Raw genomic sequence first — 21,591 nt, forward strand, 5'->3', positions numbered from 1 at the left:
TACCCCGTTTGTCTGTCTAAGGGACGCGCAAGCCGCGTCGCCGGATTAGCCCTTGATGGCCGAGCGACGCAGGTCGCGGGCGCGGGTCAGGATGATTTCCTCGAGCTTCTGCACCGTGGCGGCCTGCACCGGCGCGTCGACCCAGGTGCCGCCCTGCGCCACCTGGCGCGAGGCGGCGATGCGAAGCGCGTCGGCGCGCAGATCCTGATCGAGGATCGACACGGTGACCTTCATCCGTTCGCCCGGGTTGCCCGGATTCGCATACCAGTCGGTGATGATGACGCCGCCCGACGAATCGGCCTGCAGCAGCGGCATGAACGACAGCGCGTCGAGCGAAGCGCGCCACAAATAGCTGTTCACGCCGATCGTCGTGACCTGGCTGGCCGCGAGGTCGGCGCGCGGCCGGTCCTTGCTCGCGCACGCCGAAAGGCCGAGCGCGGTGAGTCCGAGCAGCGCGAGCGTAGCCGGACGACGGCCGAGCGTGGCAAGGACGGAAAGCTTGGACATGCCGATACACCTTATCTCTTGAGCGCCGCCGGAATCAGGGAAAACCGCGCCGCGCATAACGGAATTGCCAGCGTCTCTATCGCCCTTGTCGCCGCCCCGCAAGCGCGGCAATTCCGCCCGGCCCGCCGTTCAGATTCTGGTCAGATTGGCGGGCCACTGTGACGATCCCGCAACAATTCCGGCAAAAAGCAGAATCATTGCAATAATCTGGCGGGATTCACTGGCAATATCGCGCCGGGAGTCCTATTTGACGAATCGATTGGGGTTGGAGTCGCAGAGCAATGGCGCGGACATCGCGACATTTTTGGAAAGTCAGTCTCACCGCTTTCGCGGTGGCTTCGCTTGCGCTTCCTCCGGCGCTGGCCGCGATGTCGCGCGCCGACCGTATCCGCGACACCTCGCTTTCCGAAACCCTGCTTGGCCAGTTCACCCCCGCGTCGGGCGACGAACGGCTGATCGCCCGCTACAACAAGATGTCGGCCGAAGCGCGCCGCAGCTTCAGCTTCACGCCTGCGCTCACCGACAGCAGCCGCAAGAACCGCGCGATCACCGTCGTGATCCGCGCCCGCGACGACGCCTCGAGCGCGGCGCGCACCTCGGCGCTGGCGGCAGGCCGCACCGCGCCGATCGCGATCGCCCCGGTCAAATATAATCTGGGCGCGTCGGTCGGGTTCGAGAAATTCGTCACCCCGTCGCTTCCGCGCGGCACCGATCTGCGCAACCTGCCGGTCGCGAAGGCCCCCGAGCAGGACGAGAAAAAGTCGCGCTTCGCCACGCGGATGGTCAACCGCTCCAGCGACCCTAGCGGCGCGACCGACCGCGTCACCGCTCCCGGCGAAGCGCCCGCCGTCGATGTCGTCAGCAGCTATCGCCTGACCAAGAATATCGATGTGACAGCGGGCGTTCGCTATCGCGCCGACGACCGTGTCGAACCGCTGACCGATTCGCGCCGCGACAGCCAGGCGGTCTATGTCGGAACCGCATTCCGCTTCTGACGCGCCCGGCGTTTCGACGCCTTTTCTTCCCACGCATCGATCGCCGCCCAGCCGACGCTGATTTCGCTCGCGCGCTGCAGCGCCCGCGCGCGCGCCGGGGTCATCCCGCCGAGCGCGAACGCCTGCCCGCCGGCGAGCCGCGCCAGTCGCAGCCACGCCGCGCGGCCGAGCGAAGCGGCGCCGGGGTGCGAACGGGTTGGATGAAGCGGCGAGACGAAGACGCCGTCGGCGCGCGCGCGGCGCGCGCGGCGCGCCTCTTGCGCGTCGTGGACGGGCATCGTCACGAGCAGCCCGGTGCGGCGCGCCTCCGCCGCGCGGCACGCGTCGTGCTGGCGAAGATGCACGCCGTGGGCGTGCCAGCGCGCCGCCGTCGCGGGCGCCCCCGCGAGCAGGATGGTGAGCCCGCGCGCGCGCGCCAACCGCATCAGGCGGCGCAGCAGGCGCCACCGCGCGCCGGACGCCAGGCTGTCGTGCCGAAGGACGACACCGCTGCCCGGCGGAAGCAACGCGGCGAGCGCGATCACATCGGCCTGTGTCCGCGTGTCGCTGAACAGCCAGATGTTGGGCAACCGCGTCGGGGGCAATTTGCGGGGCAGGGGGTGGCGCGGGCGCATCGCCCTTTCTATAGGCGCGTCGCGAGCGCACGCAACGCGCGGAACGGGACGATATGATGAGCGAAGCAGCAGAACGGCTGGCGAAGGTACAGGCCGATATCGCAGATGCAGCACAGCGCGCGCAGCGGCGCGCCGGCGATATCGAGCTGATCGCGGTGTCGAAAACGCACGGCGCCGAAGCGATCCGCCCGCTGATCGCCGCGGGCCAGCGCCACTTCGGCGAGAACCGCGTGCAGGAAGCCGCGGCCAAATGGCCTGAACTGCGGAGCGAAACGCCGGGTATCCTCCTCCACCTGATCGGCCAGTTGCAGTCGAACAAGGCCGAAGAGGCGGTGGCGCTGTTCGACGCGATCCATTCGGTCGACCGCTCGTCGCTGGTGCAGGCACTCGCCAAGGCGTGCGAGAAAGCGGGCAAGCGGCCGCAGCTGTTCGTGCAGGTCAATATCGGCGACGAGGAACAGAAGGGCGGCTGCCCGGTCGCCGACCTGCCCGCGCTGCTCGCCGAAGCGAAGGACGCCGGCCTTGCGATCGACGGGCTGATGGCGATCCCGCCCGCCGACGTCGATCCCGCCCCCTATTTCGCGCTGCTCGACGAACTCGCCGAGCGCCACGGCTTGCCGTTGCGTTCGATGGGGATGAGCGGCGATTACGAGAATGCCGTCATGCTCGGCGCGACGCATGTGCGCGTCGGAACGGCGCTGTTCGGCGCGCGCGAATAGGCGCGCCGGGTCGGAGGCAGCCCGTCAACCGCTCTGCAACGCGATGCGGTTTCCTTCGCTGTCGGTAATCTCCGCGACGAACAGATTTTCGCCGGCCGGTGTTTTCGGGAACAGGAGCACGCTGCCCGCGGCGACCGCGCGCGCGATGGTGCGATCGATGTCGGGAACGCGCAAATAGACGATCGCGCCCTCGCGCGTCGGGACATACACCTCGCCTTGCACAAGCGCGCCGCTGGCGCCGTCCTGTCCCTCCTCGAAAGGGAAATATACCATCCGGTTGTCGTGGATGGTGACGACCTCTCCAAAGCCGATGTCGAATAGCCGGCCGTAGAAACGCGTCGCGCGTTCGAGGTCGGTGACGGGGATTTCGACGTGCGCGATCAGGTTCATGACAAATTTTACCGGCCAGTTGGGGGACGGACTATCGCTTTGCTTCGTGCCGATGGAAAGCGCGTTCGGCCGATCTTCTATTGATATTCGACCGTCACCGGGATCCGCCCGCGATAATCGCCGTCGTCGAGGCCCGCGATCTGGAGCCGGCCGCCGAAACGGAAAACGAGGCGGCCGTCGAGGCCGAGGCGCGGTGCGGCTGCAAGGTCGGTCGCAAGCCCGGTGACACGTGCGGTACGCCCGTGCCCGCTTTCGAGATCGACGCTCGCGGGCAGGATCACGCGCACTTCGGCGCCGGGCTCCCCGCGCACCGTAACGGTGCCGGTCAGCGCGAAGCCGCCAAGGTCGACGACATCGCCGCGCAAGCGCCGCGCGCCCGAAGCGGGGTCGATCTCGACCTCGCCGCCCATCGCGCCGACCGCGATGCGCCCCATGTCGAGCCGCGTTTCGACGTCGACGCGCAGGGGGGTTGCGGCTTGGCGCGCCGCGACCGCGCTGGCCGCCGTATCGGGCGCGCAAAGCTGGCATTGCGCCGCAGCGGGGGGAACCGCGGCGACAAGCAGGGCCGACATGAGGAAAAGGCGCAATTTCACACCGGCACCCTACCCGCCTCATGGTTAATCCGGGGTAAAATGGCGACATCGCTTATCCGCTGGCCAGCCGCCGGCTTTTCGGTCAAACCCGCGGCATGAGCAGTCCCCCGGCCGTTTGGCTCAATGCCCTCGCCACCGCGGTGCCCGACCACGACATCCACCAGGCGTTCATCGACTGGGCGACGCCGCGACTGGCCGACCCGCGGATGCGCGCGCTCTTTGCACGCATGGCGGCCCGATCGGGAATCGACCATCGCTGGTCGGTGCTGCCGCCCACCGCCGACGGCGGATCGCCCGTCGGCGCCGGCGGATTCTACGACGTCCCCGGCCTGCCGCCGACCTCGGCGCGGATGGCGGCCTATGCACAATATGCCCCCAACCTTGCGATGGAGGCCATCGCGGCGCTCGGCGACGCGCTCGACCCGGCGCGCGTCACGCATATCGTCGTCGCGAGCTGCACCGGCTTCGTCGCGCCCGGGATCGACCAGATCATCGCGCAGCGGCTGGGCCTGCCCGCGACCGTCGAGCGCGTGCTGATCGGCTTCATGGGCTGCTATGCCGGGGTCACCGCACTGCGCACCGCGCGGCATATCGTGCGGTCCGAACCCGGCGCCGTCGTGCTGGTGGTCAGCGTCGAATTGTCGAGCCTCCACCTGTCGCCCGCCGACGCGGCCGAACCGCTGCTGATGATGCTGCAGTTCAGCGACGGCGCCGCGGCGGGCATCGTATCGGCCGCACCGTACGGGCTGGCGCTCGGCGAAGGGCGCAGCCTCGCGCTCGAAGACAGCGCCGACCTGATCCGCTGGGATATCGGCGACAGGGGGTTCGAGATGCAGCTGTCGGGCGAAGTGCCCGGACGGCTGCGCGAAGCGCTGGCCGCGCCCGCAGTGCGGAACCAATTGTTCGGTAGCGACGAACCGCCGCCCTTGCTCGCGGTCCACGCCGGGGGGCGCTCGGTGCTCGACGCGGTCGAACATGCGCTCGGCGTCGATCCCGATGCGCTCGCCGACAGCCGCGCGGTGCTCGCGCGTTTCGGCAATATGTCGTCGGCGACAATCCTGTTCGTGCTCGCCGACATGATGGCGCGCGGCGCAAAGGGGGAGGGGATTGCGATCGCCTTCGGCCCCGGCCTCGCCGCCGAAGCGATCCGCTTCACCGCGTCATGACCCCCTTCGCCAGCCTTCGTGTCCCGATCGAGGCAGAAGAGGAGATGGACGCCGTCGACCTGCCACCCGATCGCTATGCGAAGGTGCTCGCCGACCTGTCGCGTATCAACGGGCTGACGATGGCGCCGCGACCGACGCTGGGCTTCCTCGACCGGGTGCGCGCGCGCGGTGTGGGCGAGCGCCCATGGCGCATCCTCGACGTCGGGTTTGGCGCCGGCGACATGCTTGCCCGCATTGCCCACTGGGGCGAGAGGCGCGGGATCGCGCTCGACCTGGTCGGCATCGACCTCAATCGCAAGAGCGAGGCGGTGGCGGCGGCGCGGCTCGGCACCCGCGCGCGGCTGATCACCGGCGATTACCGGGCGCTCGCGGGGCAGGGGTGGGACATCATCCTGTCCAGCCTCGTCACCCACCATATGACACCCGCGCAGCGCACCGAATTCCTGCGCTTCATGGAGGCCGAGGCGGCGCGCGGCTGGCTCGTCAATGACCTCCACCGCCGCCGCCTGCCCTTTGCTGGCTATCCGCTGCTCGCAACATTGGCATGGGTCGATCCGATCGTGCGGCGCGACGGGCAGCTATCGGTCGGGCGCAGCTTTCGCCGCGCCGAATGGCGGGCGATGCTGACCGACGCGCTACCCGATACGGCGGGCGAATGCAGCATCTTCCGCAGCTTTCCCTACCGTCTCTGCGTCGAGCGCATCCGGTGACCCGGTGACCGGGACCGACGCGATCGTCGTCGGCGCCGGACCTGCCGGGTCGGCCGCGGCGATCGGGCTCGCGCACGGCGGCGCAAAGGTCCTGCTGCTCGAACGCGCGCGCGAAACGGGCGACGCGCTGTGCGGCGGGTTCCTGAGCTGGCAGTCGCTCGCGCGGCTCGACGCGCTCGGCATCGACCGCGCGGCGCTCGGCGGCCAGCGGGTGACCTGCGTACGGCTGTTCGCGGGCCAGCGATGCAGCGAAACCGCACTCCCCGCTCCCGCAATGGGCGTATCGCGCCGCCACCTCGACAGCGCCCTGCAGGCCGCGGCGGGTGCAGCGGGCGCGGGCCTCGAACGCGGCGTTCATGCGACCATGATCGAGAATGGCTCTGTGCAGACTCGCGACGGCGCCGCGCTTTCGGCCCCCTCGCTTTTCCTCGCCGCCGGCAAGCATGGCTTTCGCGGCTTTCCGCGCGAGCCCGCAGCATGGCAGCGCACCGATCCGGTAATGGGCCTCCGGCTCCGGCTTCCGCACCACGCCGCGCTCGACCGGTTGGTCGGCGACGCGGTCGAGCTCCACCTGTTCTACCGCGGCTATGCCGGGCTGGTGCGGCAGGAGGACGGCAGCGCCAATCTGTGCCTTGCGGTCCACAAATCGCGCCTCGACGAGGCCGGGGGCGATCCGGCCGCGCTGCTGCGCGCGCTCGGCGATGCGGGCCCCCAGCTCGGCGAGCGGCTCGCGCACGCCGACTGGACACAGGCTATCGATGCGATCGGGCACATCCCCTACGGATGGCGCGCGCGCGATACGGCGCCGGGGCTGTTCCGGCTCGGCGATCAGGCGGGGGTGATACCGAGCCTCGCGGGCGAGGGCATGGGCCTCGCCCTTGCGAGCGCCGACGCCGCGGTGGCGGCGTGGCGTCACGGCGGTGGCGGGGCAGCACCCGCATATCAACACATCCTCGCCGCCCGCATGGCGCGGCCCTTCGCGATCGCGAACCTCGCCTGGCGGACAGGCGAGAATCCGCGGACGGCGCGCGCGCTGGTATCGCTGGCGACGGGCCTCCCGCCCCTCGTCCGCCGGGTGATGTCCGCGACGCGCATTCGCGGCGACTGAGCGGCCCGGCCTTGCAGCGCGGCGCGTCCGGACCGATATAGGAGGCAACGCGGGGACGCCCGGGCCGGGCCGCCCCTTCAGGAGCCGAGCCGCCATGACCAATCCAAAATCCGACGCCGACCTCGACCCGATGGCCTATCATGTGCTGCGCGAGGGCGGCACCGAACGCGCCTTCACCGGCAAATATACCGACCATAAGGGCGATGGCATGTATCGCTGCGCGAGCTGCGGCGAGTCCTTGTTCGACAGCCGCACCAAATATGACAGCGGGTCGGGCTGGCCGAGCTATACCGCGCCCGCGGGCGATGCCGCGGTCAAGGAACTGACCGACACCAGCCACGGCATGGTTCGCACCGAAGTGCGCTGTGCGAAATGCGAAGGCCACCTTGGCCATGTCTTCCCCGACGGCCCCGGACCGACGGGCCTGCGCTATTGCATCAACAGCGCGGCGCTTGACTTCGCGGACCGCTCGCCGGATGAGGCGCAGACCGGCGAAGGCTGAAACCTCCTTCCCGGACTGACGCATCTGGGGCGCAGTGAGGGAAGGAAATCGGGCTTTGCGCCGCGAAAGACAGCAGGCTTCGTCGAAACAATCGTCATCGTCCAGCAAAGGCAGCGGCACGCCCGGCAGCGAGCCGCCGCGCTGGCGCGTGTGGCTGCGCCGTGCATTCCGCTGGGGCCTCGGCCTCGCAGTCGTCGGGCTTGTCGCACTCGCGGTGGCGGTCGGCATTGCCGTCCAGCGCATGCCGAGCTTCGAGGAGCTCAAGAAATCGCCCGCGGGCCAGACGATCCGCGTTCGCGCTGCCGACGGCACGGTCTTCCTGTCGCTCGGGCCGAATTACGGCCGCTGGCTGACCTTGCGCGAAACGCCGCAGGTGATGCAGGACGCGATGGTCGCGGTCGAGGACCGGCGCTTTCGCTATCATCCCGGGCTCGACCCCGTCGGCATGGCGCGCGCCGCGGCGGTGGCGCTGCAAAATCGCGGCAGCGGCCGGCGCCTGCAGGGCGCATCGACGATCACGCAGCAGCTTGCGCGCAACGTCTTCCTGTCGAACAGCTATGATTTCAAGCGCAAGGCGCGCGAGATGATCCTCGCGCTCGCGCTCGAATGGAAATTCTCGAAGGACGAGATCCTCGAGCTTTACCTCAACAAGGTGTATTTTGGCGGCGGCAGCTATGGCATCGACGCCGCGTCGAACAGCTTCTTCGGCCATAGCGCGACCGAAATGTCGCTGTCGGAGGCCGCGGTCGTCGCGGGTCTCGTCAAGGCGCCGTCGCGCTATTCGCCGACCGCCGACGCACAGGCGGCACTCGGCCGCGCGGGCGTCGTGCTCGACGTCATGGTCGACGCCGGCGTCATCACGCAGGCGCAGGCCGACAGCGCCGAACCCGCCAACGTCCAGCTCGCGAAGGAAACCGGGCAGAACAGCGCGCGCTATTTCAGCGACTGGGCACTGCCGCAGCTCGACATGCTGATCGACGAGGGCAGCGAAGCACTCGACGTCTATACGACGATCGACCTCGGCATGCAGCGCGCCGCGACGGCATCGATCCAGGCGAACACCCCCAAGGGCGTGCAGGGCGCGCTCGTCTCGCTCGACCGCGACGGCGCGGTGCGCGCGATGGTCGGCGGCACCGACTATGTCGCGTCGAACTATAACCGCGCGACGCAGGCGCTGCGCCAGCCGGGGTCGGCGTGGAAGCTGTTCGTCTATATGGCGGCGCTCGAGGCGGGCTATAAGGTCGGCGATGCGGTCGTCGACGAACCCGTGACGATCAACGGCTGGTCGCCCCGCAACTCGTCGGGCCGTTTTTCGGGCACGATGGACCTGCGCAGCGCCTTTGCTTACTCGGTCAACACGGTCGCGGCGAAGCTGGGCGACGAGGTCGGTTTTTCGGCGGTCGCCAATATGGCGCGCCGTTTCGGCATCACCACCCCGGTCAACACCCACCCGTCGATGGTGCTCGGCAGCGCCGAGGTCCGCGTGATCGACATGACCGCCGCCTTTGCCGCGGTCGCGCGCGGCGGCGTGTCGGTGCAACCCTATGGCATCACCAAGGTGACGACCGCGAGCGGCAACCTCCTCTACCAGCGCCCCGCCGAGCGCGGACAGACGCTGGTCGATCATTGGGTCGCCGCGGGGATCACCGACCTGCTGCAGACCGCGGTCAACACCGGCACGGGCAAGGCGGCACAGATCGGCCGCCCCGTCGCGGGCAAGACCGGCACGACATCGAGCAACAAGGACGGCTGGTTCCTCGGCTTTTCGAGCGGGATCACGACGGGCGTCTGGATGGGCCGTGACGACGCGAAGCCCGTCGGCGGGCTGCAGGGCGGCCGTGCGCCCGCCAAGGCCTTTGCCGATTATATGCGCGTCGCGGTGGCACGCCGCCCGGTCGAGCAATTCGATACCGAAGTCGTGCTGCCCGAATGGCAGCTCGAGGATGAGGGCGAAGCCTATATGGGCGAACCCGGCGAAGGCGCGCTCGTCGACGAGAATGGCATGCCGATCGAGCTGCCCTACGACAGCCGGCCGCCCGAAGGCGCGGCGCCGCCCCCGCCGACCGAGGACGGCCCCGTGCTCGACCAGCAATGGATCGAGGAACAGACCGGACGCCGCCCGCCCGCCGACAATGGCGCGGTGCCGAAAAACGGCAGCCAGCCCAAGATGGTGACGGTACCGAAGGTCGCTCCGCCCCCGGCCAAGGGGTCGCAGCCGCGACCGCCATCCGAAACTTCCGAATGAGCGCGCTCAGGCGGTAAAACGGTAGCGGTGGAGTGCGCGCCCTTCGCGGCGCAGCCAGCCGCGCGCCGCCGCGACGTCCCCGTCGTGCAATTCGTCGACGAGCGCGTGGAACGCCGCGCTGTGATCCATATGGCGAAGGTGCGCGACCTCGTGCGCGACCGTCGCGCGCCGGACATGATCGGGCGCCATCACGAGCCGCCAGCTGTAGCGCAGGTCGCCATCGTGCGTGCAGCTGCCCCAGCGGCTGCGCGGATCGCCGACTCCGATGCGGCCGACCGACAGGCCCGCGGCGGCCGCGATTTCGCGGCTTTCGCGCTCCATCAGGTCGAGTGCCTGCCCTTTCAGCCAGCGTTCGATGCGCCGACCGACGGTTTCGAGCGGGCCACCGACATGCAGGCTATCGCCGTCGAGACGGATCGCGCGCGGCGCGGTCGCGGTCCAGTCGATGTGACGCGCGACGCCAAAAACGGGCACCGAGGCGCCGGGGCCGACAATGACGGGCAGCGCCGCCTTGCCGACCTGCTCGACGAGCCACGCCTGCTGTTCGCCGGCCCATTTCAATGCCGCGCGTTCGTTGGTACGGCGCGGGACGGTCAGTCGCAGTTCCCCGCGCGCGCCGTCGAAGACGAGCCGGTAACGCCGCGACTGGGCGTGCCGCACGACGCGCACGGGCCAGGCCTCGTCACCGACCCAGATATGCGGCCCGTCGGGCGCGAAGTCAGACGACGCGTTCGACAAGATGATTCTCAAGGGGCCCGGCCATGTCTTCGCCGACCGTCCAGCCGACGATCGACTCGCCCGCGCGGTGCACGGCATCGCGGTCACCGCAGACCAGATAATGCCAGTCGGGCAGCGCCTCGCCCTCGGCGCGCAGGCGATAGGCGCAGGTCTGCGGCAGCCATTCGATGTCGGCGACCTTCGCCTTGGTCAGCGTCAGGCAGTCGGGGACATGGCGGCGGCGATGCTTGTAATCGCCGCAGCGCGCGGTCGAAAGGTCGAGCAGGCGGCACGCGACATTGGTCGGATAGATGCGGCCCGTGTCCTCATCCTCCAGCTTGTGGAGGCAGCATTTGCCGCAGCCGTCGCACAAGGCTTCCCACTGCCCCGCGTCGAGAGTGGCAAGCGGCGCTTCCCAGAAGGGTTGCGCCTCGCGCACCATTATTTGACCCACTTCGCCAACTCGGCGGCAACCTTGTCGGGCGTGCCCTCGTCGGCGTCGGTCGACGGATCGTCGAGCGGCAGCAGCGCGAGCGGCTTGCCGTCGGGATCCATCAGGAAGGCGAGCTGGCTGTGCGCCATCAGATAGCGGTCGGGCGCCGAGCCCGGCACCTTGTTGTACGTGACGACAAAGGCTTTCGCGACCGCCGCAATCTGTTCGGGTGTTCCCGTCAGGCCGAGCAGGCGCGGATGATAGCGCGCGACGAAGGGTTTCAGCGCTTCGGGGGTATCGCGCGCGGGATCGACGGTGATGAAGAGCGGGGCGACCTTGGCGCCGCGCGCGGCATCGGCCTTTTCGAACTGCGACAGCCCGCGCATCAGTTTCTGGAGATCGACCGGGCAGATGTCGGGGCAGAAGCTGTAGCCGAAATAGACGAGGCGATATTGCCCCGCGAAATCGCTGTCGCGAACCGTCTTGCCGTCCTGGTCGGTGAGCGTGAAGGCGCCGCCGATGCGCGCGCCTTCGAGCGGCGGCCGCGCGGGCGCGCTGTCGGCCGCGCCATTGCATCCGGCCAGCGCCGCACCGAAAGCGAGGATCAGGCTTGCACGGACCAGCCTTTGTCCCATATTTGCGATATTCATCATGTGGCCAGCCTTGGTCGGCTAGCCGCCGAAAATCAACCTTTGTCGTCGCGCGAGCGGCGGACATATTGCCCCAGGGGTCGCCCAGATCATGTTTCGACGCGCGGAGTTCCGCCTCGCCTCCTTCCTCCTCGCGCTGGTCGCGGCGGTGGGTTTGTTCCAGGCGCCCGCACAGGCGCAGTTCCGCGGCGGCTATGCCTTCCTGCAAGCGGTCGAAAGCCGCGACGGGACCAAGGCGACCGACGCGCTGAAAGGCGATGCCTCGCTGGTCAACACGCGGCACCCCGAATCGGGCGAAACCGCGCTGGCCATCGTCACCAAGCGGCGCGACGCGAGCTGGCTGCGCTTCCTGCTCGCGAAGGATGCCGATCCGTCGATCGCCGACCGGCAGGGCATGACCCCATTGATGCACGCCGCGCTGATCAATTTTGCCGACGGCGCCGAGGAGCTGCTCAATCGCCGGGCGCCCGTCGACCAGGCCAACCGGCGCGGCGAAACCGCGCTGATCCTCGCGGTGCAGGCGAAGAATGCCGCGATGGTCCGCCTGCTCGTCAAGCGCGGTGCCAATCCCGACAAGGCCGACCATGTCGCCGGAATGTCGGCGCGCGACTATGCCAAGCGCGACGACCGAAGCGGCCAGATCGTCACGCTGCTCGACGCCAAGAGCGATGCGCCGGCTCGCGACTTCGGCCCGAGCTTCGGCCCCCAATAATCAGTTCAATGTGATATATGGATTGACTATCACATTTCAGTGTGAGACATAAGCCGCATGTCCACACAGCTCATCGATCGCATCCGATCCATCGTCGACGACGGGACCATGTCGCGCTCGGGCCTCGCCCGCGCCGCGGGCCTCCACGCCAACAGCCTGCGCGACCTCGATTCGCCTGGCTGGAACCCCACCGCCGAAACGCTGCGCAAGCTCGAAAACTGGCTCGCGAACGGCAGCGAGCTGTCGCCGATGGCGACTCCTGAGGAAATTATCGCCGAGGCGCGCAACGGCCGCATGTTCATCCTCGTCGACGACGAGGATCGCGAGAATGAAGGCGACCTCGTCATCCCCGCGCAGATGGCGACCCCCGACGCGATCAATTTCATGGTCACCCACGGCCGCGGCCTCGTCTGCCTGACGCTCACCAAGGCGCGCGTCGACACGCTCGGGCTCGAGCTGATGAGCCGCAACAACGGCACGCGGCACGAAACAGCCTTCACCACCTCGATCGAGGCGCGCGAAGGCGTCACCACGGGCATTTCGGCGGGCGACCGCGCACGCACCGTCGCGGTCGCGATCGACGCGGGCAAGAGCCGCGACGATATCGTCACCCCGGGGCATATCTTCCCGCTGATCGCGCGCGACGGCGGCGTGCTCGTGCGCGCCGGCCATACCGAGGCTTCGGTCGATATCGCGCGGCTCGCGGGGCTTAATCCCTCGGGCGTGATCTGCGAGATCATGAACGACGACGGCACGATGGCACGGCTCGACGACCTCATTCCCTTCGCGCGGCGCCACGGGCTGAAGATCGGCACGATCGCCGACCTGATCGCCTATCGCAACCGCACCGACCGGCTGGTCGAATGCGTGTCCGACGAACCCTTCGAATCGGATTATGGCGGCGACTGGCGCCTCAAATCCTATCGCAACAAGGTCGACGGTAGCGTCAATCTGGTACTGCAAAAGGGGCCAGTCGATCCCGACGGCGTGACCTTGGTGCGGATGCACGCGGTCTCGCTCTTCGACGACATCATGGGCCGCCCGGGTCCGAAAAAGCGCCGCCTGCAACGATCGATGGACGCGATCGGCGAGGCCGGCGCGGGCGTGATCGTCATGCTGATGCGTCCGCTTCCCGGCTCGGCCGATGCCGACGCGCTCCCTCCGCCGAGCGGCGGGATGGACCTTCGCACCTATGGTATCGGCGCGCAGATCCTCGCCGACCTTGGCGTCCATGCGATGGAACTGCTCACCCCCACCCACAGCAATATCGTCGGCCTCGAAGGCTATGGCCTGTCGGTCGTCGGCGAACGCCCCATTCCCGGAGAAGCATGATGGCGCATGTCCTGATCGTCGAAGCCCGCTTTTATTCGCACCTCAACGACATGCTGATCGATGGCGTGCGCAGCGCGCTCGAGACCGCGGGGCATAGCCACGAGACGGTGACCGTCCCCGGCGCGCTCGAAGTCCCCGCGGCAATCTCGCTCGCCGCCGACAGCGGCCGCTACGACGCCTATGTCGCGCTCGGCGTCGTCATCCGCGGCGAAACCTATCATTTCGAAGTCGTCTCGAACGAAAGCGCGCGCGGCATCATGGCGCTGACGCTCGACGGGCTCGCGATCGGCAACGGCATTCTCACCGTCGAGAATGAGGAACAGGCGCTTGCGCGCGCCGACAAGACGCGCAAGGATAAGGGCGGCGAAGCGGCGAAGGCCGCGCTCGCCATGCTCGCGCTCAAGGAACAATTCGGCATTGGTTGATCGCCCACCTCCCAGCCGCTTTTCCGTCGTCGAACGCGGCGGGCGGCTGGTGGTGATCGACAAGGAAACCGGCCAGACCCCGCCGACCGCCGCCGAGCGGATGGACATGCACGATCGCAAGATGGGGGTTGAACCGATCCGGCCCACCGCGCGGCAAGCCCCCGCAGAGCCGACCCCGGTTATCGCGGAGACCGCTCCGCCACCGCAGCACAACCCGCCGCGCCCGCCGAACGACCGGATGGCGGCCGCTGTCGCCGAACTGAACCGCAAGCGGCCTTGGCAGGAAAACCCGCGAAGCGCCGCCCAACCGCAACCCGCGCGCCATCCCCCGCGCCCCCAGCCGCAAGCGGCCGGCCGCAAGACAATCGTCACGGGAAAATGGTGGGACAGCAAGGGACCGCGCACGATCGAACTCGGACCCAAGGGTCAGAGCGAATTGACCGGCGGCTTCATGGCGCTGGTCTTCGGGCTCGTCATCGCGGCGATCGTCGCCTTCTTCGTCGAGCCGTTGCTGCTCTTCGTCGGCGCCTTCGTCCTCTTCCGCTTCGGCGGCAATTTTCTGGCGCCGGTCGGCGCCCGCATCATCGACAAGGCGATGGCCGAAAGGGGCTGACCCGGACGGCACACACCGCCCGGGCCATCCTTGTCCTATGCCGTCACCAGCGCGGGATAGTCGGTGTAGCCCACCGGGCCCGGCGAATACCAGGTCTGCGGATTGTCAGCCGCCCATTCGGCGCCGTTCCGGATCCGCTCGACCAGGTCGGGATTGCCGATGAAGGGGCGGCCGAAGGCGATCGCGTCGGCGGTGCCGCTTGCGATTGCCGCTTCGGCGAGCGCGACGTCATAGTCGCTGTTGAGGATCAGCGGCCCCTTGAACGCGGCGCGGATCGACGGCGACTGTTTCGGGACATCGGTGCGCCCGAAAGTGCCCTCGGGCCCGGGTTCGCGCAATTCGAGGAAAGCGATGCCGAGCGCGTCGAGCGCCGCCGCGGCAATCGGGAACAGCCGTTCGGGGGCGCTGTCGTCGACCCCCTGCGTGTCGCCGTTGGGCGACAGGCGCACCGACACGCGGTCGGCGCCCCACACGCCGATCAGCGCTTCGGTCACTTCGCGGAGCAGGCGGATGCGGTTCTCGACCGGGCCACCATAATCATCGTCGCGCAGGTTGCTGTTGTCGCGGAGGAACTGGTCGATCAGATAGCCGTTCGCGCCGTGGATCTGCACGCCGTCGAAGCCCGCCCTTTTGGCATTTTCGGCGGCCTTCGCATAATCGGCGATCACGCGCGGGATCTCGCCGGGTTCGAGCGGGCGTGCGACCTCATATTCCATTCGGCCGACGGGCGTGTGCGCCTTTCCGGGTGCCTGCGTCGCCGACGCCGAAACGGGCGGCTTGCCTTCGTTGAATACCGAATGGACGACACGGCCCATGTGCCAGAGCTGCGCCACGATGCGCCCGCCGGCTTCGTGCACGGCGTCGGTCACGGGCTTCCAGCCCTCGACCTGCGCGTCGGTCCACAGGCCGGGAGCGCTGGGCCAGCCCAGGCCTTCCTGCGAAATTCCGGTGGCTTCGGAGATGATCAGCCCCGCCGAGGCACGCTGGCGGTAATAGTCGCGCGCGAGTTCATTCGGCACGAAACCCGGCCCGGCGCGGCCGCGCGTCAGCGGCGCCATGATGATGCGGTTCGGCGCTTCGATGGCGCCCAATTTGATCGGATCGAACAGGGATAGAGTCATCTTTCCTCCACGTCGCACTTTCTTCGCGACGGCCCCACCGGTCGTCGCTATGGCCCGCGAAGCTATGAACGCCGCGGCGCCGGCACAATGGTCAGTATCAAAAGAAAATCTAAATGACAGCGAAGATGGACAGCATCGACAGCGAATCGGCCGCGGACGCTGGCACCGGACGCTGGGCCTTTGCCGCGCTGCTCGGTGGCAATATCGCGCTATCGCTCGGCGCGATGCTCGTCCGTATGGCCGAAGCCGACGGTGTGGGGCCGACCGCCTCGGCCTTCTGGCGGATGACGCTCGCGCTGCCGCTGCTGCTGATCTTCGCATGGCGCGAGACGGGTGGGCGGATGCCATCGCGTCCGGCGCTGGTCGTCACGGCGGCGGCGGGCATCTTCTTCGCGCTCGATCTGGTCGCCTGGCACCTCGGCATCCTCCAGACCAAAGTCGCCAACGCGACCCTGTTCGGCAATTGCGCCAGCCTGCTGCTCGTCCTCTGGACGATTTTCCTGACCCGCACGCTGCCGCGCGGCTGGCAGGCCGCCGCGATCCTGCTCGCCTTCGCCGGATCGGCGCTGCTGATGGGGCAAAGCTATGAATTGTCGCCGGACTATCTCGTCGGCGACCTGCTGAGCGTGCTCGCGGGGGTGCTCTACACGGGCTACGTCATCCTGATGCAGCGCGTGCGCGGCGAGCTTGGTCCGTGGGCCGCGCTCGCCATCGCTTCGGCGGTGTGCGTTCCCATCCTGCTCGGCACCGCGCTCGCGCTCGGCGAGACCGTGATGCCGCAAGACTGGACCCCGCTGATCCTGCTCGCGCTGCTGAGCCAGGTCGTCGGTCAGGGGCTGATGATCTGGTCGCTGCCACGCTTTTCGCCGCTGGTGATCGGGCTGACCTTGCTGATCCAGCCCGCCTTCGCTGCGCTCACCGGCTGGATCGGCTTCGGCGAGACGCTGTCGGCAATCGACATTGTCGGCGGGCTGATGGTCGGCGCAGCGCTCGTCCTGATAAGGTTGCCGAGCCGCCGCGCGGCGCCTATCTGAAGACCATGGCTTCCATTCTGCCCGCCGACCCGACGCTCGACGAGATTCGCGCCGCCCTCGCTCCGCTGATTGCCGCGTCGGCGGCATTCGACGGCTTCAGCCCCGCGGCGCTCGACGACGCCGCGCGCCGCGCCGCAGTCGACCCCGATGTCGCGCGCCTCGCCTTCCCCGGCGGCGGACGCGACATGGTCGATGCCTGGTTCGCCGATATCGACGCGGGCATGGAACAGCGCTGGCCTGCCGAAAAGCTCGCCGCGCTCAAAATCCGCGAACGGATCACCACGCTCGTCGAAACGCGCATCGAACTGCTCGCGCCGAACCGGGAATCGCTGCGCCGCGCGCTGGCGCTGCTCGCGCTGCCGACCAACGCACCGCACGCTGCGAAGCTCGGCTGGCGCGCCGCGGACCATATGTGGCGCCTCGCGGGCGACACAGCGACCGACTATAATCATTACAGCAAGCGCGCGATCCTCGGCGCCGTCTATGGCTCGACGATGGCGGTGTTCCTGAACGACGAGAGCGAGGGTTTCGAAGACACGCGCGCCTTCCTCTCCCGCCGCATCGATCAGGTGATGCGTTTCGAAAGCTGGAAGCACCGCCGCGCCGCGCGCAGCATCGAACGGCCGAGCCTCGCGCGCTTCGTCGGGCGGCTGCGTTATCCGGGGCGGTAATCATAAATTACAAAGGAGGGGTGGCGCTCCCTTGCTGTTATTGATAATCGCTCGCAAATGACTGCTTTGCTCGAAAATCTGCTCGATCGGGCCCCGCTGGGCGTGATGGTACGAATTGCCCGCATCGACTGGACCGCAATGTCCGAAGACGAAGGCCGCCGCCTGCGCGAGTTCGGCCTGATGGAAGGATGCGAGGTCACACCCCTGCATCGCGGCAGCATTTTCTCGCGCGATCCGCTTGCGCTGACCGTGGGCCGCATGAAGGTGATTATCCGCGCGCGGCAAGCCGCGGCGATCACCGTCGAGCCTGCGGCATGACCGGCGCCATCCCCTCGATCGCGCTCGTCGGCAATCCGAACGCCGGCAAGTCGAGCCTGTTCAACGCGCTGACCGGCGCGCGGCAGAAGATCGCGAACTATCCCGGCGTCACCGTCGAGCGGAAGGCGGGGCATGCGAGCTTCGCCGACGGCCGCCCGATCTCGCTGATCGACCTGCCCGGCACCTACAGCCTGACCCCCGCGAGCCTCGACGAAGCGGTGACGCGCGACGTCGTGCTCGGCAAGCAGGATGGCGAAAAACGCCCCGACGCGTTGATCGTCGTCCTCGATGCCGCGAACCTCGACAATCATCTGAGCTTCGCGCTCGAATTGCTCGCGCTCGACCTGCCCACCGTCGTCGCGCTCAACATGGTCGATCTCGCGGCCCGCGACGGGCTGACGCTCGACGCCGAACGCCTGTCGAAGGAACTCGGCGTTCCCGTCGTCCCCACCGTCGCGGTCCGCAAGCGCGGCATGGCCGAGCTGCTCGCCGCGGTCGACGGCGCGATCCGGTCGCACGGCGCGGGCGAAGTCGCCGCGCCTGCCGAAGCGAACGACGCATCGCTGCACAAGCGGGCACGGACGATCGCGCGCGCCGCGATCCTCAGCGAAACCCCGGTGCGCCGCTGGACCCAGCGCGTCGACAATATCGTCCTCCATCCGGTCGCGGGCATGTTCATCCTGCTCGCGCTGATGTTCGTGATGTTCCAGGCGGTCTATGCCGCCGCCGAGGCACCTGCCGACTTCCTCGAAGGCGGGATCGGCGTGGTCCAGCAATGGGTCGTCGCGACTTTCCCCGACAATTTCCTGCGCGGGCTGGTCGTCGAGGGCCTGCTCGCGGGGGTGGGCGCGGTGGTCGTCTTCCTGCCGCAGATCCTGATCCTCTTCCTCTTCATCCTGCTTCTGGAAGCGTCGGGCTATATGACGCGCGCCGCCTTCCTGATGGACGGGCTGATGGGCAAGGTCGGCCTGTCGGGGCGCGGTTTCATCCCGCTGCTGTCGAGCTTCGCCTGCGCGGTCCCCGGCATCATGGCGACACGCGCGATCCCCGACGAAAAGGACCGGCTGACGACGATATTGATCGCGCCGCTGATGACCTGTTCGGCGCGGCTTCCCGTCTACGCGCTGATCATCGCCGCCTTCATTCCCAATAGGACAGTCGGCGGCACCCCGGTCGGGCTGCAGGGGCTCGTGCTCTTCGGCCTTTATCTCGCGGGCATCGTCGGCGCGCTCATCGTCGCCTATGTCTTGCGCCGCACGGTGGCGAAGGGTGCCGGCGCCGGTTTCATGATGGAAATGCCGCGCTATCAGATGCCGCAGCTGCGCGACATCGCGATCGGCCTGTGGCAGCGCGCGTGGATCTTCCTCCGCCGCGCGGGCACGATCATCGCGATGACCACCGTCATCCTCTGGCTGCTGCTCACCTTCCCGCAGGCACCCGAGGGCGAAAGCCAGGTCGAATATAGCGTCGCCGGCCGCATCGCGAGCGGGCTGGAAGTCGTCGTTGCGCCGATCGGCTTCAACCACGACATCGCGCTCGCGCTGATCCCCGCAATGGCGGCGCGCGAGGTCGCGGTGTCGGCGATGGCGACCGCGAACGCGATCGACGCGGGCGACGATGAAGAGGCGATGGCGCAGTCGCTCGGCGAACGCTTGCAGGGCAAGTGGAGCCTCGCCACCGCGCTCGCTTTCCTCGCCTGGTTCGTCTTTGCCCCGCAGTGCATTTCGACGATCGCGATCACGCGGCGAGAGACCAATGGGTGGAAATGGCCGATGTTCATGGTTGGCTATTTGTTCCTGCTCGCCTATGCCGCTGCTGGTATCACTTACTGGACGGCCGTCGCCTTCGGACTCGGCTGATCCTCCACATTTTCTAGCGGAGCGGAGCGGCGGATGGCTGGCAGCGTCAACAAGGTAATTCTCATCGGCAACCTCGGTGCCGATCCCGAAATCAAGTCGTTCCAGAACGGCGGCAAGGTCGCGAATCTCCGCATTGCGACGTCCGAACAGTGGAAGGACCGGATGACCGGCGAGCGCAAGGAGCGCACCGAGTGGCATCAGGTCGTTATCAACGGCGAAGGGCTGATCGGCGTCGTCGAGCGCTACCTGAAAAAGGGCTCGAAAGTTTACATCGAAGGCTCGCTGCGCACCCGCAAATGGCAGGACCGCGACGGCAACGACAAATATACGACCGAGATCGTCATCGCCGGCATGGGCGGCACGCTGACCATGCTCGACGGCGCGCCCGGCGGCGGCGGCTCGCGTGGCGGCGGCGGCGGCGGTGACGACTGGAGCGGCGGTTCGTCGGGCGGTGGCTCGGGCGGCGGCTGGAACCAGGGCGGCGGCGGCTCGTCGGGCGGCAGCGGCTTCGGCGGCGGCGGTTCGAGCGGCGGCGGACGTCCGCCCTTCGACGACGATCTGGACGACGACGTTCCCTTCTGAGCGCGGCTTTAAACGATGACCGACCCGATCACCGCCGCGGACGTCGCGCGCGGCGTGTGCCGGCTGTTCGTGCAGCAGGGACTGGTCGCGATCCCCGAGGTGCCGCTGCCCAACGGGCGGCGCACCGACCTCACCGCGATCGATGCAAAAGGCCAGATCACGATCGTCGAGATCAAGGTCAGCCGCGCCGATTTGCACGGCGACGGCAAATGGCCCGACTATTGCGACTGGTGCGACCGCTTCTACTGGGCGCTCGCATCGGGACTCGACCCCGCGATCCTCGAAACCGAGGGCTATCGCCGCGAGACATCGGGGCTGATCGTCGCCGATCGCTACGGCGCGGCGGTGGTGCGCGAAGCAGCGAGCTGCAACCTCGCGCCCGCACGCCGCAAGGCCGAGCTTCTCCGCATCGGGCGGCTCGCGATGCGGCGGTCGATGATCGCCGCCGACCCCGAGCTGGCGGCCGGTTGGGGCGAGGGTTAGGCGCCGTCGATCCGCGCCGAATCGAAGCCCGCTTCATACTGCGGCGCCGAATCGGCGATACAAACCCACGGGGCTTTGGATGCGGCAAAGATATGGGCAGTATAGCCGCGAAAGCCCGGATCGTCGTCGAGCAGGCCCGCCGGCACAAAGAAGAACTTGCCGTTCGCATCGCCCAGCGGCGTCGGGCTGCCGCATCGACGGCAGAAATGCGACGCCCAGCCCTTGCCATCGGGGACGGTGAAGCGTTCGATCAATTCCTCGCCCGCCAGCCAGCGAAAACCGGCCGCTGGCGCATAGAAGACCGCGTTTCCGTCGGTACCCGACACCTTCCGGCACTTGGAACAATGACATTGGCCGGCGGGTCCGACTTTCCCGACGATTTCGAAACGGATTCCTCCACACAGGCAGGAGCCTCGTATCGTCTTGGTCATCCCCGGACGTCCTTCTCCGTTTGCAGGGCCGACTATCCTCGCGCCTGCATTCGCGCGAGATAGCGCGCGAGGATATCGATCTCCAGATTGACCGGGCGCTCCGCGGCGGCTTCGTCGAGCGTCGTCATCTCCTGCGTGTGCGGGATGATATTGAGCGTGAAATGCGCCTCGCCATTCGGCTGGTCGGTCACTTCGTTGACCGTCAGCGACACGCCATCGACGGTGATCGACCCCTTGGGCGCGATATGCGGCGCGAGCGATGCCGGCGCGGCGACGGTGACCGTCACGCTGTCGCCGACGGGTTCGACCGACACGATGCGGCCGATGTCGTCGACATGGCCGGTGACGATATGTCCGCCCAGCTCGTCGCCGATCTTGAGCGCGCGTTCGAGGTTGAGCCGGCGGCCCTGGTCCCACATCCCCGGCGCGGTTCGCGCCAGCGTTTCGCCGCTCGCGTCGATCGCGAACCAGCCCGCGGGGCCGTTGCTCCCCTCATACACGCCCTTGTCAACGACCGTCAGGCAAGCGCCCGAGCAGGCGATCGACGCGCCGATGTCGACGGTGCCGACATCATAGGCGGTGTCGATGACGAGCCGCGTGTCGCCGCGATCCTCGCGGCTGCGGATGGTGCCGATGTCGGTGATGATGCCGGTGAACATGG

General features: G+C 68.1%; 27 protein-coding genes. 17 read left to right on the top strand and 10 right to left on the bottom strand.

What is annotated here, in order from left to right; all coding sequences use genetic code 11:
• Positions 1 to 45: 45 nt before the first annotated feature.
• Complete coding sequence (locus tag ACIPPQ_RS05330) at positions 46 to 507, bottom strand: DUF3576 domain-containing protein (RefSeq protein WP_327456454.1); 462 nt, start codon at positions 505 to 507, stop codon at positions 46 to 48.
• Between the two features lie 332 nt (positions 508 to 839).
• Here ACIPPQ_RS05330 and ACIPPQ_RS05335 point away from each other — a divergent pair, with 332 nt between their 5' ends.
• Entirely contained in the window at positions 840 to 1,502 is a 663-nt protein-coding gene (locus ACIPPQ_RS05335) for a hypothetical protein (RefSeq protein WP_327456456.1), read from the top strand.
• Here ACIPPQ_RS05335 and ACIPPQ_RS05340 read toward each other — a convergent pair.
• Entirely contained in the window at positions 1,475 to 2,116 is a 642-nt protein-coding gene (locus ACIPPQ_RS05340) for a thiamine phosphate synthase (protein ID WP_446543162.1), read from the bottom strand. The two genes, ACIPPQ_RS05335 and ACIPPQ_RS05340, sit on opposite strands and share 28 nt — an antisense overlap.
• A gap of 56 nt (positions 2,117 to 2,172) precedes the next feature.
• On the opposite strand from ACIPPQ_RS05340, the gene ACIPPQ_RS05345 reads away from it, so the two are divergent.
• Positions 2,173 to 2,835: a YggS family pyridoxal phosphate-dependent enzyme gene (locus tag ACIPPQ_RS05345; protein ID WP_446543163.1), complete on the top strand. Its 663-nt coding sequence runs from the start codon at positions 2,173 to 2,175 to the stop codon at positions 2,833 to 2,835.
• A 24-nt stretch (positions 2,836 to 2,859) separates the two neighbouring features.
• Here the strand turns inward: ACIPPQ_RS05345 and ACIPPQ_RS05350 are convergent, their stop codons facing one another.
• Together ACIPPQ_RS05350 and ACIPPQ_RS05355 are read right to left on the bottom strand one after the other, a co-directional pair.
• Positions 2,860 to 3,225, bottom strand: a complete 366-nt coding sequence (locus tag ACIPPQ_RS05350; RefSeq protein ID WP_446543164.1) for a VOC family protein — start codon at positions 3,223 to 3,225, stop codon at positions 2,860 to 2,862.
• 77 nt (positions 3,226 to 3,302) lie between these two features.
• A complete protein-coding gene (locus ACIPPQ_RS05355; RefSeq protein ID WP_446543165.1) occupies positions 3,303 to 3,818 on the bottom strand; it encodes a DUF4402 domain-containing protein in 516 nt (171 codons plus the stop codon).
• Between the two features lie 95 nt (positions 3,819 to 3,913).
• Between ACIPPQ_RS05355 and ACIPPQ_RS05360 the strand changes: the two genes are divergently transcribed.
• The 5 genes from ACIPPQ_RS05360 to ACIPPQ_RS05380 all read left to right on the top strand — a co-directional run bounded on the left by ACIPPQ_RS05360 (position 3,914) and on the right by ACIPPQ_RS05380 (position 9,549).
• Complete coding sequence (locus tag ACIPPQ_RS05360; protein ID WP_446543166.1) at positions 3,914 to 4,984, top strand: type III polyketide synthase; 1,071 nt, start codon at positions 3,914 to 3,916, stop codon at positions 4,982 to 4,984.
• Positions 4,981 to 5,694: a methyltransferase domain-containing protein gene (locus ACIPPQ_RS05365; protein ID WP_446543167.1), complete on the top strand. Its 714-nt coding sequence runs from the start codon at positions 4,981 to 4,983 to the stop codon at positions 5,692 to 5,694. Before ACIPPQ_RS05360 ends, ACIPPQ_RS05365 begins: the two co-directional genes overlap by 4 nt.
• Positions 5,695 to 5,698: 4 nt before the next feature.
• Positions 5,699 to 6,802, top strand: coding sequence for an NAD(P)/FAD-dependent oxidoreductase (locus ACIPPQ_RS05370; protein ID WP_446543168.1), 1,104 nt, complete (start codon positions 5,699 to 5,701; stop codon positions 6,800 to 6,802).
• A gap of 94 nt (positions 6,803 to 6,896) precedes the next feature.
• A complete protein-coding gene (msrB, locus tag ACIPPQ_RS05375; protein WP_446543169.1) occupies positions 6,897 to 7,304 on the top strand; it encodes a peptide-methionine (R)-S-oxide reductase MsrB in 408 nt (135 codons plus the stop codon).
• A gap of 55 nt (positions 7,305 to 7,359) precedes the next feature.
• Positions 7,360 to 9,549, top strand: a complete 2,190-nt coding sequence (locus ACIPPQ_RS05380) for a transglycosylase domain-containing protein (RefSeq protein WP_446543170.1) — start codon at positions 7,360 to 7,362, stop codon at positions 9,547 to 9,549.
• Between the two features lie 6 nt (positions 9,550 to 9,555).
• Here ACIPPQ_RS05380 and ACIPPQ_RS05385 read toward each other — a convergent pair whose 3' ends face one another.
• The 3 genes from ACIPPQ_RS05385 to ACIPPQ_RS05395 are packed head-to-tail and all read right to left on the bottom strand — an operon-like array spanning position 9,556 to position 11,352.
• Complete coding sequence (locus ACIPPQ_RS05385) at positions 9,556 to 10,299, bottom strand: M48 family metallopeptidase (RefSeq protein WP_446543171.1); 744 nt, start codon at positions 10,297 to 10,299, stop codon at positions 9,556 to 9,558.
• Positions 10,268 to 10,708, bottom strand: coding sequence for a YcgN family cysteine cluster protein (locus ACIPPQ_RS05390; RefSeq protein WP_446543172.1), 441 nt, complete (start codon positions 10,706 to 10,708; stop codon positions 10,268 to 10,270). Before ACIPPQ_RS05390 ends, ACIPPQ_RS05385 begins: the two co-directional genes overlap by 32 nt.
• On the bottom strand, positions 10,708 to 11,352 hold the full coding sequence (locus ACIPPQ_RS05395; protein ID WP_446543173.1) for an SCO family protein: 645 nt from the start codon (positions 11,350 to 11,352) through the stop codon (positions 10,708 to 10,710). Before ACIPPQ_RS05395 ends, ACIPPQ_RS05390 begins: the two co-directional genes overlap by 1 nt.
• A gap of 88 nt (positions 11,353 to 11,440) precedes the next feature.
• Here ACIPPQ_RS05395 and ACIPPQ_RS05400 point away from each other — a divergent pair, with 88 nt between their 5' ends.
• From ACIPPQ_RS05400 to ACIPPQ_RS05415, 4 genes are read left to right on the top strand one after another with little or no spacing between them, the layout of a single operon-like run.
• Complete coding sequence (locus ACIPPQ_RS05400; RefSeq protein ID WP_446543174.1) at positions 11,441 to 12,061, top strand: ankyrin repeat domain-containing protein; 621 nt, start codon at positions 11,441 to 11,443, stop codon at positions 12,059 to 12,061.
• A gap of 57 nt (positions 12,062 to 12,118) precedes the next feature.
• Positions 12,119 to 13,393 carry a 3,4-dihydroxy-2-butanone-4-phosphate synthase gene (ribB, locus tag ACIPPQ_RS05405; RefSeq protein WP_446543175.1) on the top strand — a complete coding sequence of 425 codons (1,275 nt, stop codon included), beginning with the start codon at positions 12,119 to 12,121 and terminating at the stop codon, positions 13,391 to 13,393.
• A complete protein-coding gene (ribH, locus tag ACIPPQ_RS05410) occupies positions 13,393 to 13,818 on the top strand; it encodes a 6,7-dimethyl-8-ribityllumazine synthase (protein WP_446543516.1) in 426 nt (141 codons plus the stop codon). The genes ribB and ribH overlap by 1 nt, the downstream gene beginning before the upstream one ends.
• Positions 13,811 to 14,431, top strand: coding sequence for a hypothetical protein (locus ACIPPQ_RS05415; RefSeq protein ID WP_446543176.1), 621 nt, complete (start codon positions 13,811 to 13,813; stop codon positions 14,429 to 14,431). The genes ribH and ACIPPQ_RS05415 overlap by 8 nt, the downstream gene beginning before the upstream one ends.
• Positions 14,432 to 14,466: 35 nt before the next feature.
• Here the strand turns inward: ACIPPQ_RS05415 and ACIPPQ_RS05420 are convergent, their stop codons facing one another.
• Positions 14,467 to 15,552 (bottom strand): alkene reductase, encoded by a 1,086-nt coding sequence (locus ACIPPQ_RS05420; protein WP_446543177.1) that lies wholly within the window; start codon positions 15,550 to 15,552, stop codon positions 14,467 to 14,469.
• 113 nt (positions 15,553 to 15,665) lie between these two features.
• Here ACIPPQ_RS05420 and ACIPPQ_RS05425 point away from each other — a divergent pair, with 113 nt between their 5' ends.
• Genes ACIPPQ_RS05425 through ACIPPQ_RS05450 form a run of 6 tightly spaced genes read left to right on the top strand, consistent with a single transcriptional unit; the run spans position 15,666 to position 20,499 of the window.
• Positions 15,666 to 16,586, top strand: coding sequence for a DMT family transporter (locus ACIPPQ_RS05425; protein ID WP_446543178.1), 921 nt, complete (start codon positions 15,666 to 15,668; stop codon positions 16,584 to 16,586).
• Between the two features lie 5 nt (positions 16,587 to 16,591).
• The gene (locus tag ACIPPQ_RS05430; RefSeq protein WP_446543179.1) at positions 16,592 to 17,257 is read left to right on the top strand and encodes a COQ9 family protein; all 666 of its coding nucleotides are present in this window, start codon (positions 16,592 to 16,594) and stop codon (positions 17,255 to 17,257) included.
• A gap of 57 nt (positions 17,258 to 17,314) precedes the next feature.
• Positions 17,315 to 17,575 (top strand): FeoA family protein, encoded by a 261-nt coding sequence (locus ACIPPQ_RS05435; RefSeq protein WP_327456493.1) that lies wholly within the window; start codon positions 17,315 to 17,317, stop codon positions 17,573 to 17,575.
• On the top strand, positions 17,572 to 19,434 hold the full coding sequence (gene feoB / locus ACIPPQ_RS05440; RefSeq protein ID WP_446543180.1) for a ferrous iron transporter B: 1,863 nt from the start codon (positions 17,572 to 17,574) through the stop codon (positions 19,432 to 19,434). Before ACIPPQ_RS05435 ends, feoB begins: the two co-directional genes overlap by 4 nt.
• Before the next feature lie 33 nt (positions 19,435 to 19,467).
• Entirely contained in the window at positions 19,468 to 20,016 is a 549-nt protein-coding gene (gene ssb / locus ACIPPQ_RS05445) for a single-stranded DNA-binding protein (protein WP_446543181.1), read from the top strand.
• A gap of 15 nt (positions 20,017 to 20,031) precedes the next feature.
• Entirely contained in the window at positions 20,032 to 20,499 is a 468-nt protein-coding gene (locus ACIPPQ_RS05450) for an MmcB family DNA repair protein (protein ID WP_446543182.1), read from the top strand.
• Here the strand turns inward: ACIPPQ_RS05450 and ACIPPQ_RS05455 are convergent.
• Both ACIPPQ_RS05455 and ACIPPQ_RS05460 read right to left on the bottom strand, forming a co-directional pair.
• Entirely contained in the window at positions 20,496 to 20,930 is a 435-nt protein-coding gene (locus ACIPPQ_RS05455; RefSeq protein ID WP_446543183.1) for a GFA family protein, read from the bottom strand. The genes ACIPPQ_RS05450 and ACIPPQ_RS05455 overlap by 4 nt on opposite strands.
• Before the next feature lie 32 nt (positions 20,931 to 20,962).
• Positions 20,963 to 21,589, bottom strand: a complete 627-nt coding sequence (locus ACIPPQ_RS05460) for a riboflavin synthase (protein WP_446543184.1) — start codon at positions 21,587 to 21,589, stop codon at positions 20,963 to 20,965.
• Between the last annotated feature and the right edge of the window lie 2 nt (positions 21,590 to 21,591).

This window comes from Sphingopyxis sp. LARHCG72 (assembly GCF_052871675.1).

What these genes read in the sequence shown, in the direction of transcription:
- ACIPPQ_RS05395 (WP_446543173.1), bottom strand. Translation starts at nt 11,352, where the DNA reads ATGATGAATATCGCAAATATGGGACAAAGGCTGGTCCGTGCAAGCCTG.
- ACIPPQ_RS05365 (WP_446543167.1), top strand. Translation starts at nt 4,981, where the DNA reads ATGACCCCCTTCGCCAGCCTTCGTGTCCCGATCGAGGCAGAAGAGGAG.
- ribB (WP_446543175.1), top strand. Translation starts at nt 12,119, where the DNA reads ATGTCCACACAGCTCATCGATCGCATCCGATCCATCGTCGACGACGGG.
- ACIPPQ_RS05460 (WP_446543184.1), bottom strand. Translation starts at nt 21,589, where the DNA reads ATGTTCACCGGCATCATCACCGACATCGGCACCATCCGCAGCCGCGAG.
- ACIPPQ_RS05345 (WP_446543163.1), top strand. Translation starts at nt 2,173, where the DNA reads ATGAGCGAAGCAGCAGAACGGCTGGCGAAGGTACAGGCCGATATCGCA.
- ribH (WP_446543516.1), top strand. Translation starts at nt 13,393, where the DNA reads ATGGCGCATGTCCTGATCGTCGAAGCCCGCTTTTATTCGCACCTCAAC.
- ACIPPQ_RS05360 (WP_446543166.1), top strand. Translation starts at nt 3,914, where the DNA reads ATGAGCAGTCCCCCGGCCGTTTGGCTCAATGCCCTCGCCACCGCGGTG.
- ACIPPQ_RS05390 (WP_446543172.1), bottom strand. Translation starts at nt 10,708, where the DNA reads ATGGTGCGCGAGGCGCAACCCTTCTGGGAAGCGCCGCTTGCCACTCTC.
- ssb (WP_446543181.1), top strand. Translation starts at nt 19,468, where the DNA reads ATGGCTGGCAGCGTCAACAAGGTAATTCTCATCGGCAACCTCGGTGCC.
- feoB (WP_446543180.1), top strand. Translation starts at nt 17,572, where the DNA reads ATGACCGGCGCCATCCCCTCGATCGCGCTCGTCGGCAATCCGAACGCC.
- ACIPPQ_RS05330 (WP_327456454.1), bottom strand. Translation starts at nt 507, where the DNA reads ATGTCCAAGCTTTCCGTCCTTGCCACGCTCGGCCGTCGTCCGGCTACG.
- ACIPPQ_RS05455 (WP_446543183.1), bottom strand. Translation starts at nt 20,930, where the DNA reads ATGACCAAGACGATACGAGGCTCCTGCCTGTGTGGAGGAATCCGTTTC.
- msrB (WP_446543169.1), top strand. Translation starts at nt 6,897, where the DNA reads ATGACCAATCCAAAATCCGACGCCGACCTCGACCCGATGGCCTATCAT.
- ACIPPQ_RS05425 (WP_446543178.1), top strand. Translation starts at nt 15,666, where the DNA reads ATGACAGCGAAGATGGACAGCATCGACAGCGAATCGGCCGCGGACGCT.
- ACIPPQ_RS05430 (WP_446543179.1), top strand. Translation starts at nt 16,592, where the DNA reads ATGGCTTCCATTCTGCCCGCCGACCCGACGCTCGACGAGATTCGCGCC.
- ACIPPQ_RS05350 (WP_446543164.1), bottom strand. Translation starts at nt 3,225, where the DNA reads ATGAACCTGATCGCGCACGTCGAAATCCCCGTCACCGACCTCGAACGC.
- ACIPPQ_RS05340 (WP_446543162.1), bottom strand. Translation starts at nt 2,116, where the DNA reads ATGCGCCCGCGCCACCCCCTGCCCCGCAAATTGCCCCCGACGCGGTTG.
- ACIPPQ_RS05400 (WP_446543174.1), top strand. Translation starts at nt 11,441, where the DNA reads ATGTTTCGACGCGCGGAGTTCCGCCTCGCCTCCTTCCTCCTCGCGCTG.
- ACIPPQ_RS05435 (WP_327456493.1), top strand. Translation starts at nt 17,315, where the DNA reads ATGACTGCTTTGCTCGAAAATCTGCTCGATCGGGCCCCGCTGGGCGTG.
- ACIPPQ_RS05450 (WP_446543182.1), top strand. Translation starts at nt 20,032, where the DNA reads ATGACCGACCCGATCACCGCCGCGGACGTCGCGCGCGGCGTGTGCCGG.
- ACIPPQ_RS05420 (WP_446543177.1), bottom strand. Translation starts at nt 15,552, where the DNA reads ATGACTCTATCCCTGTTCGATCCGATCAAATTGGGCGCCATCGAAGCG.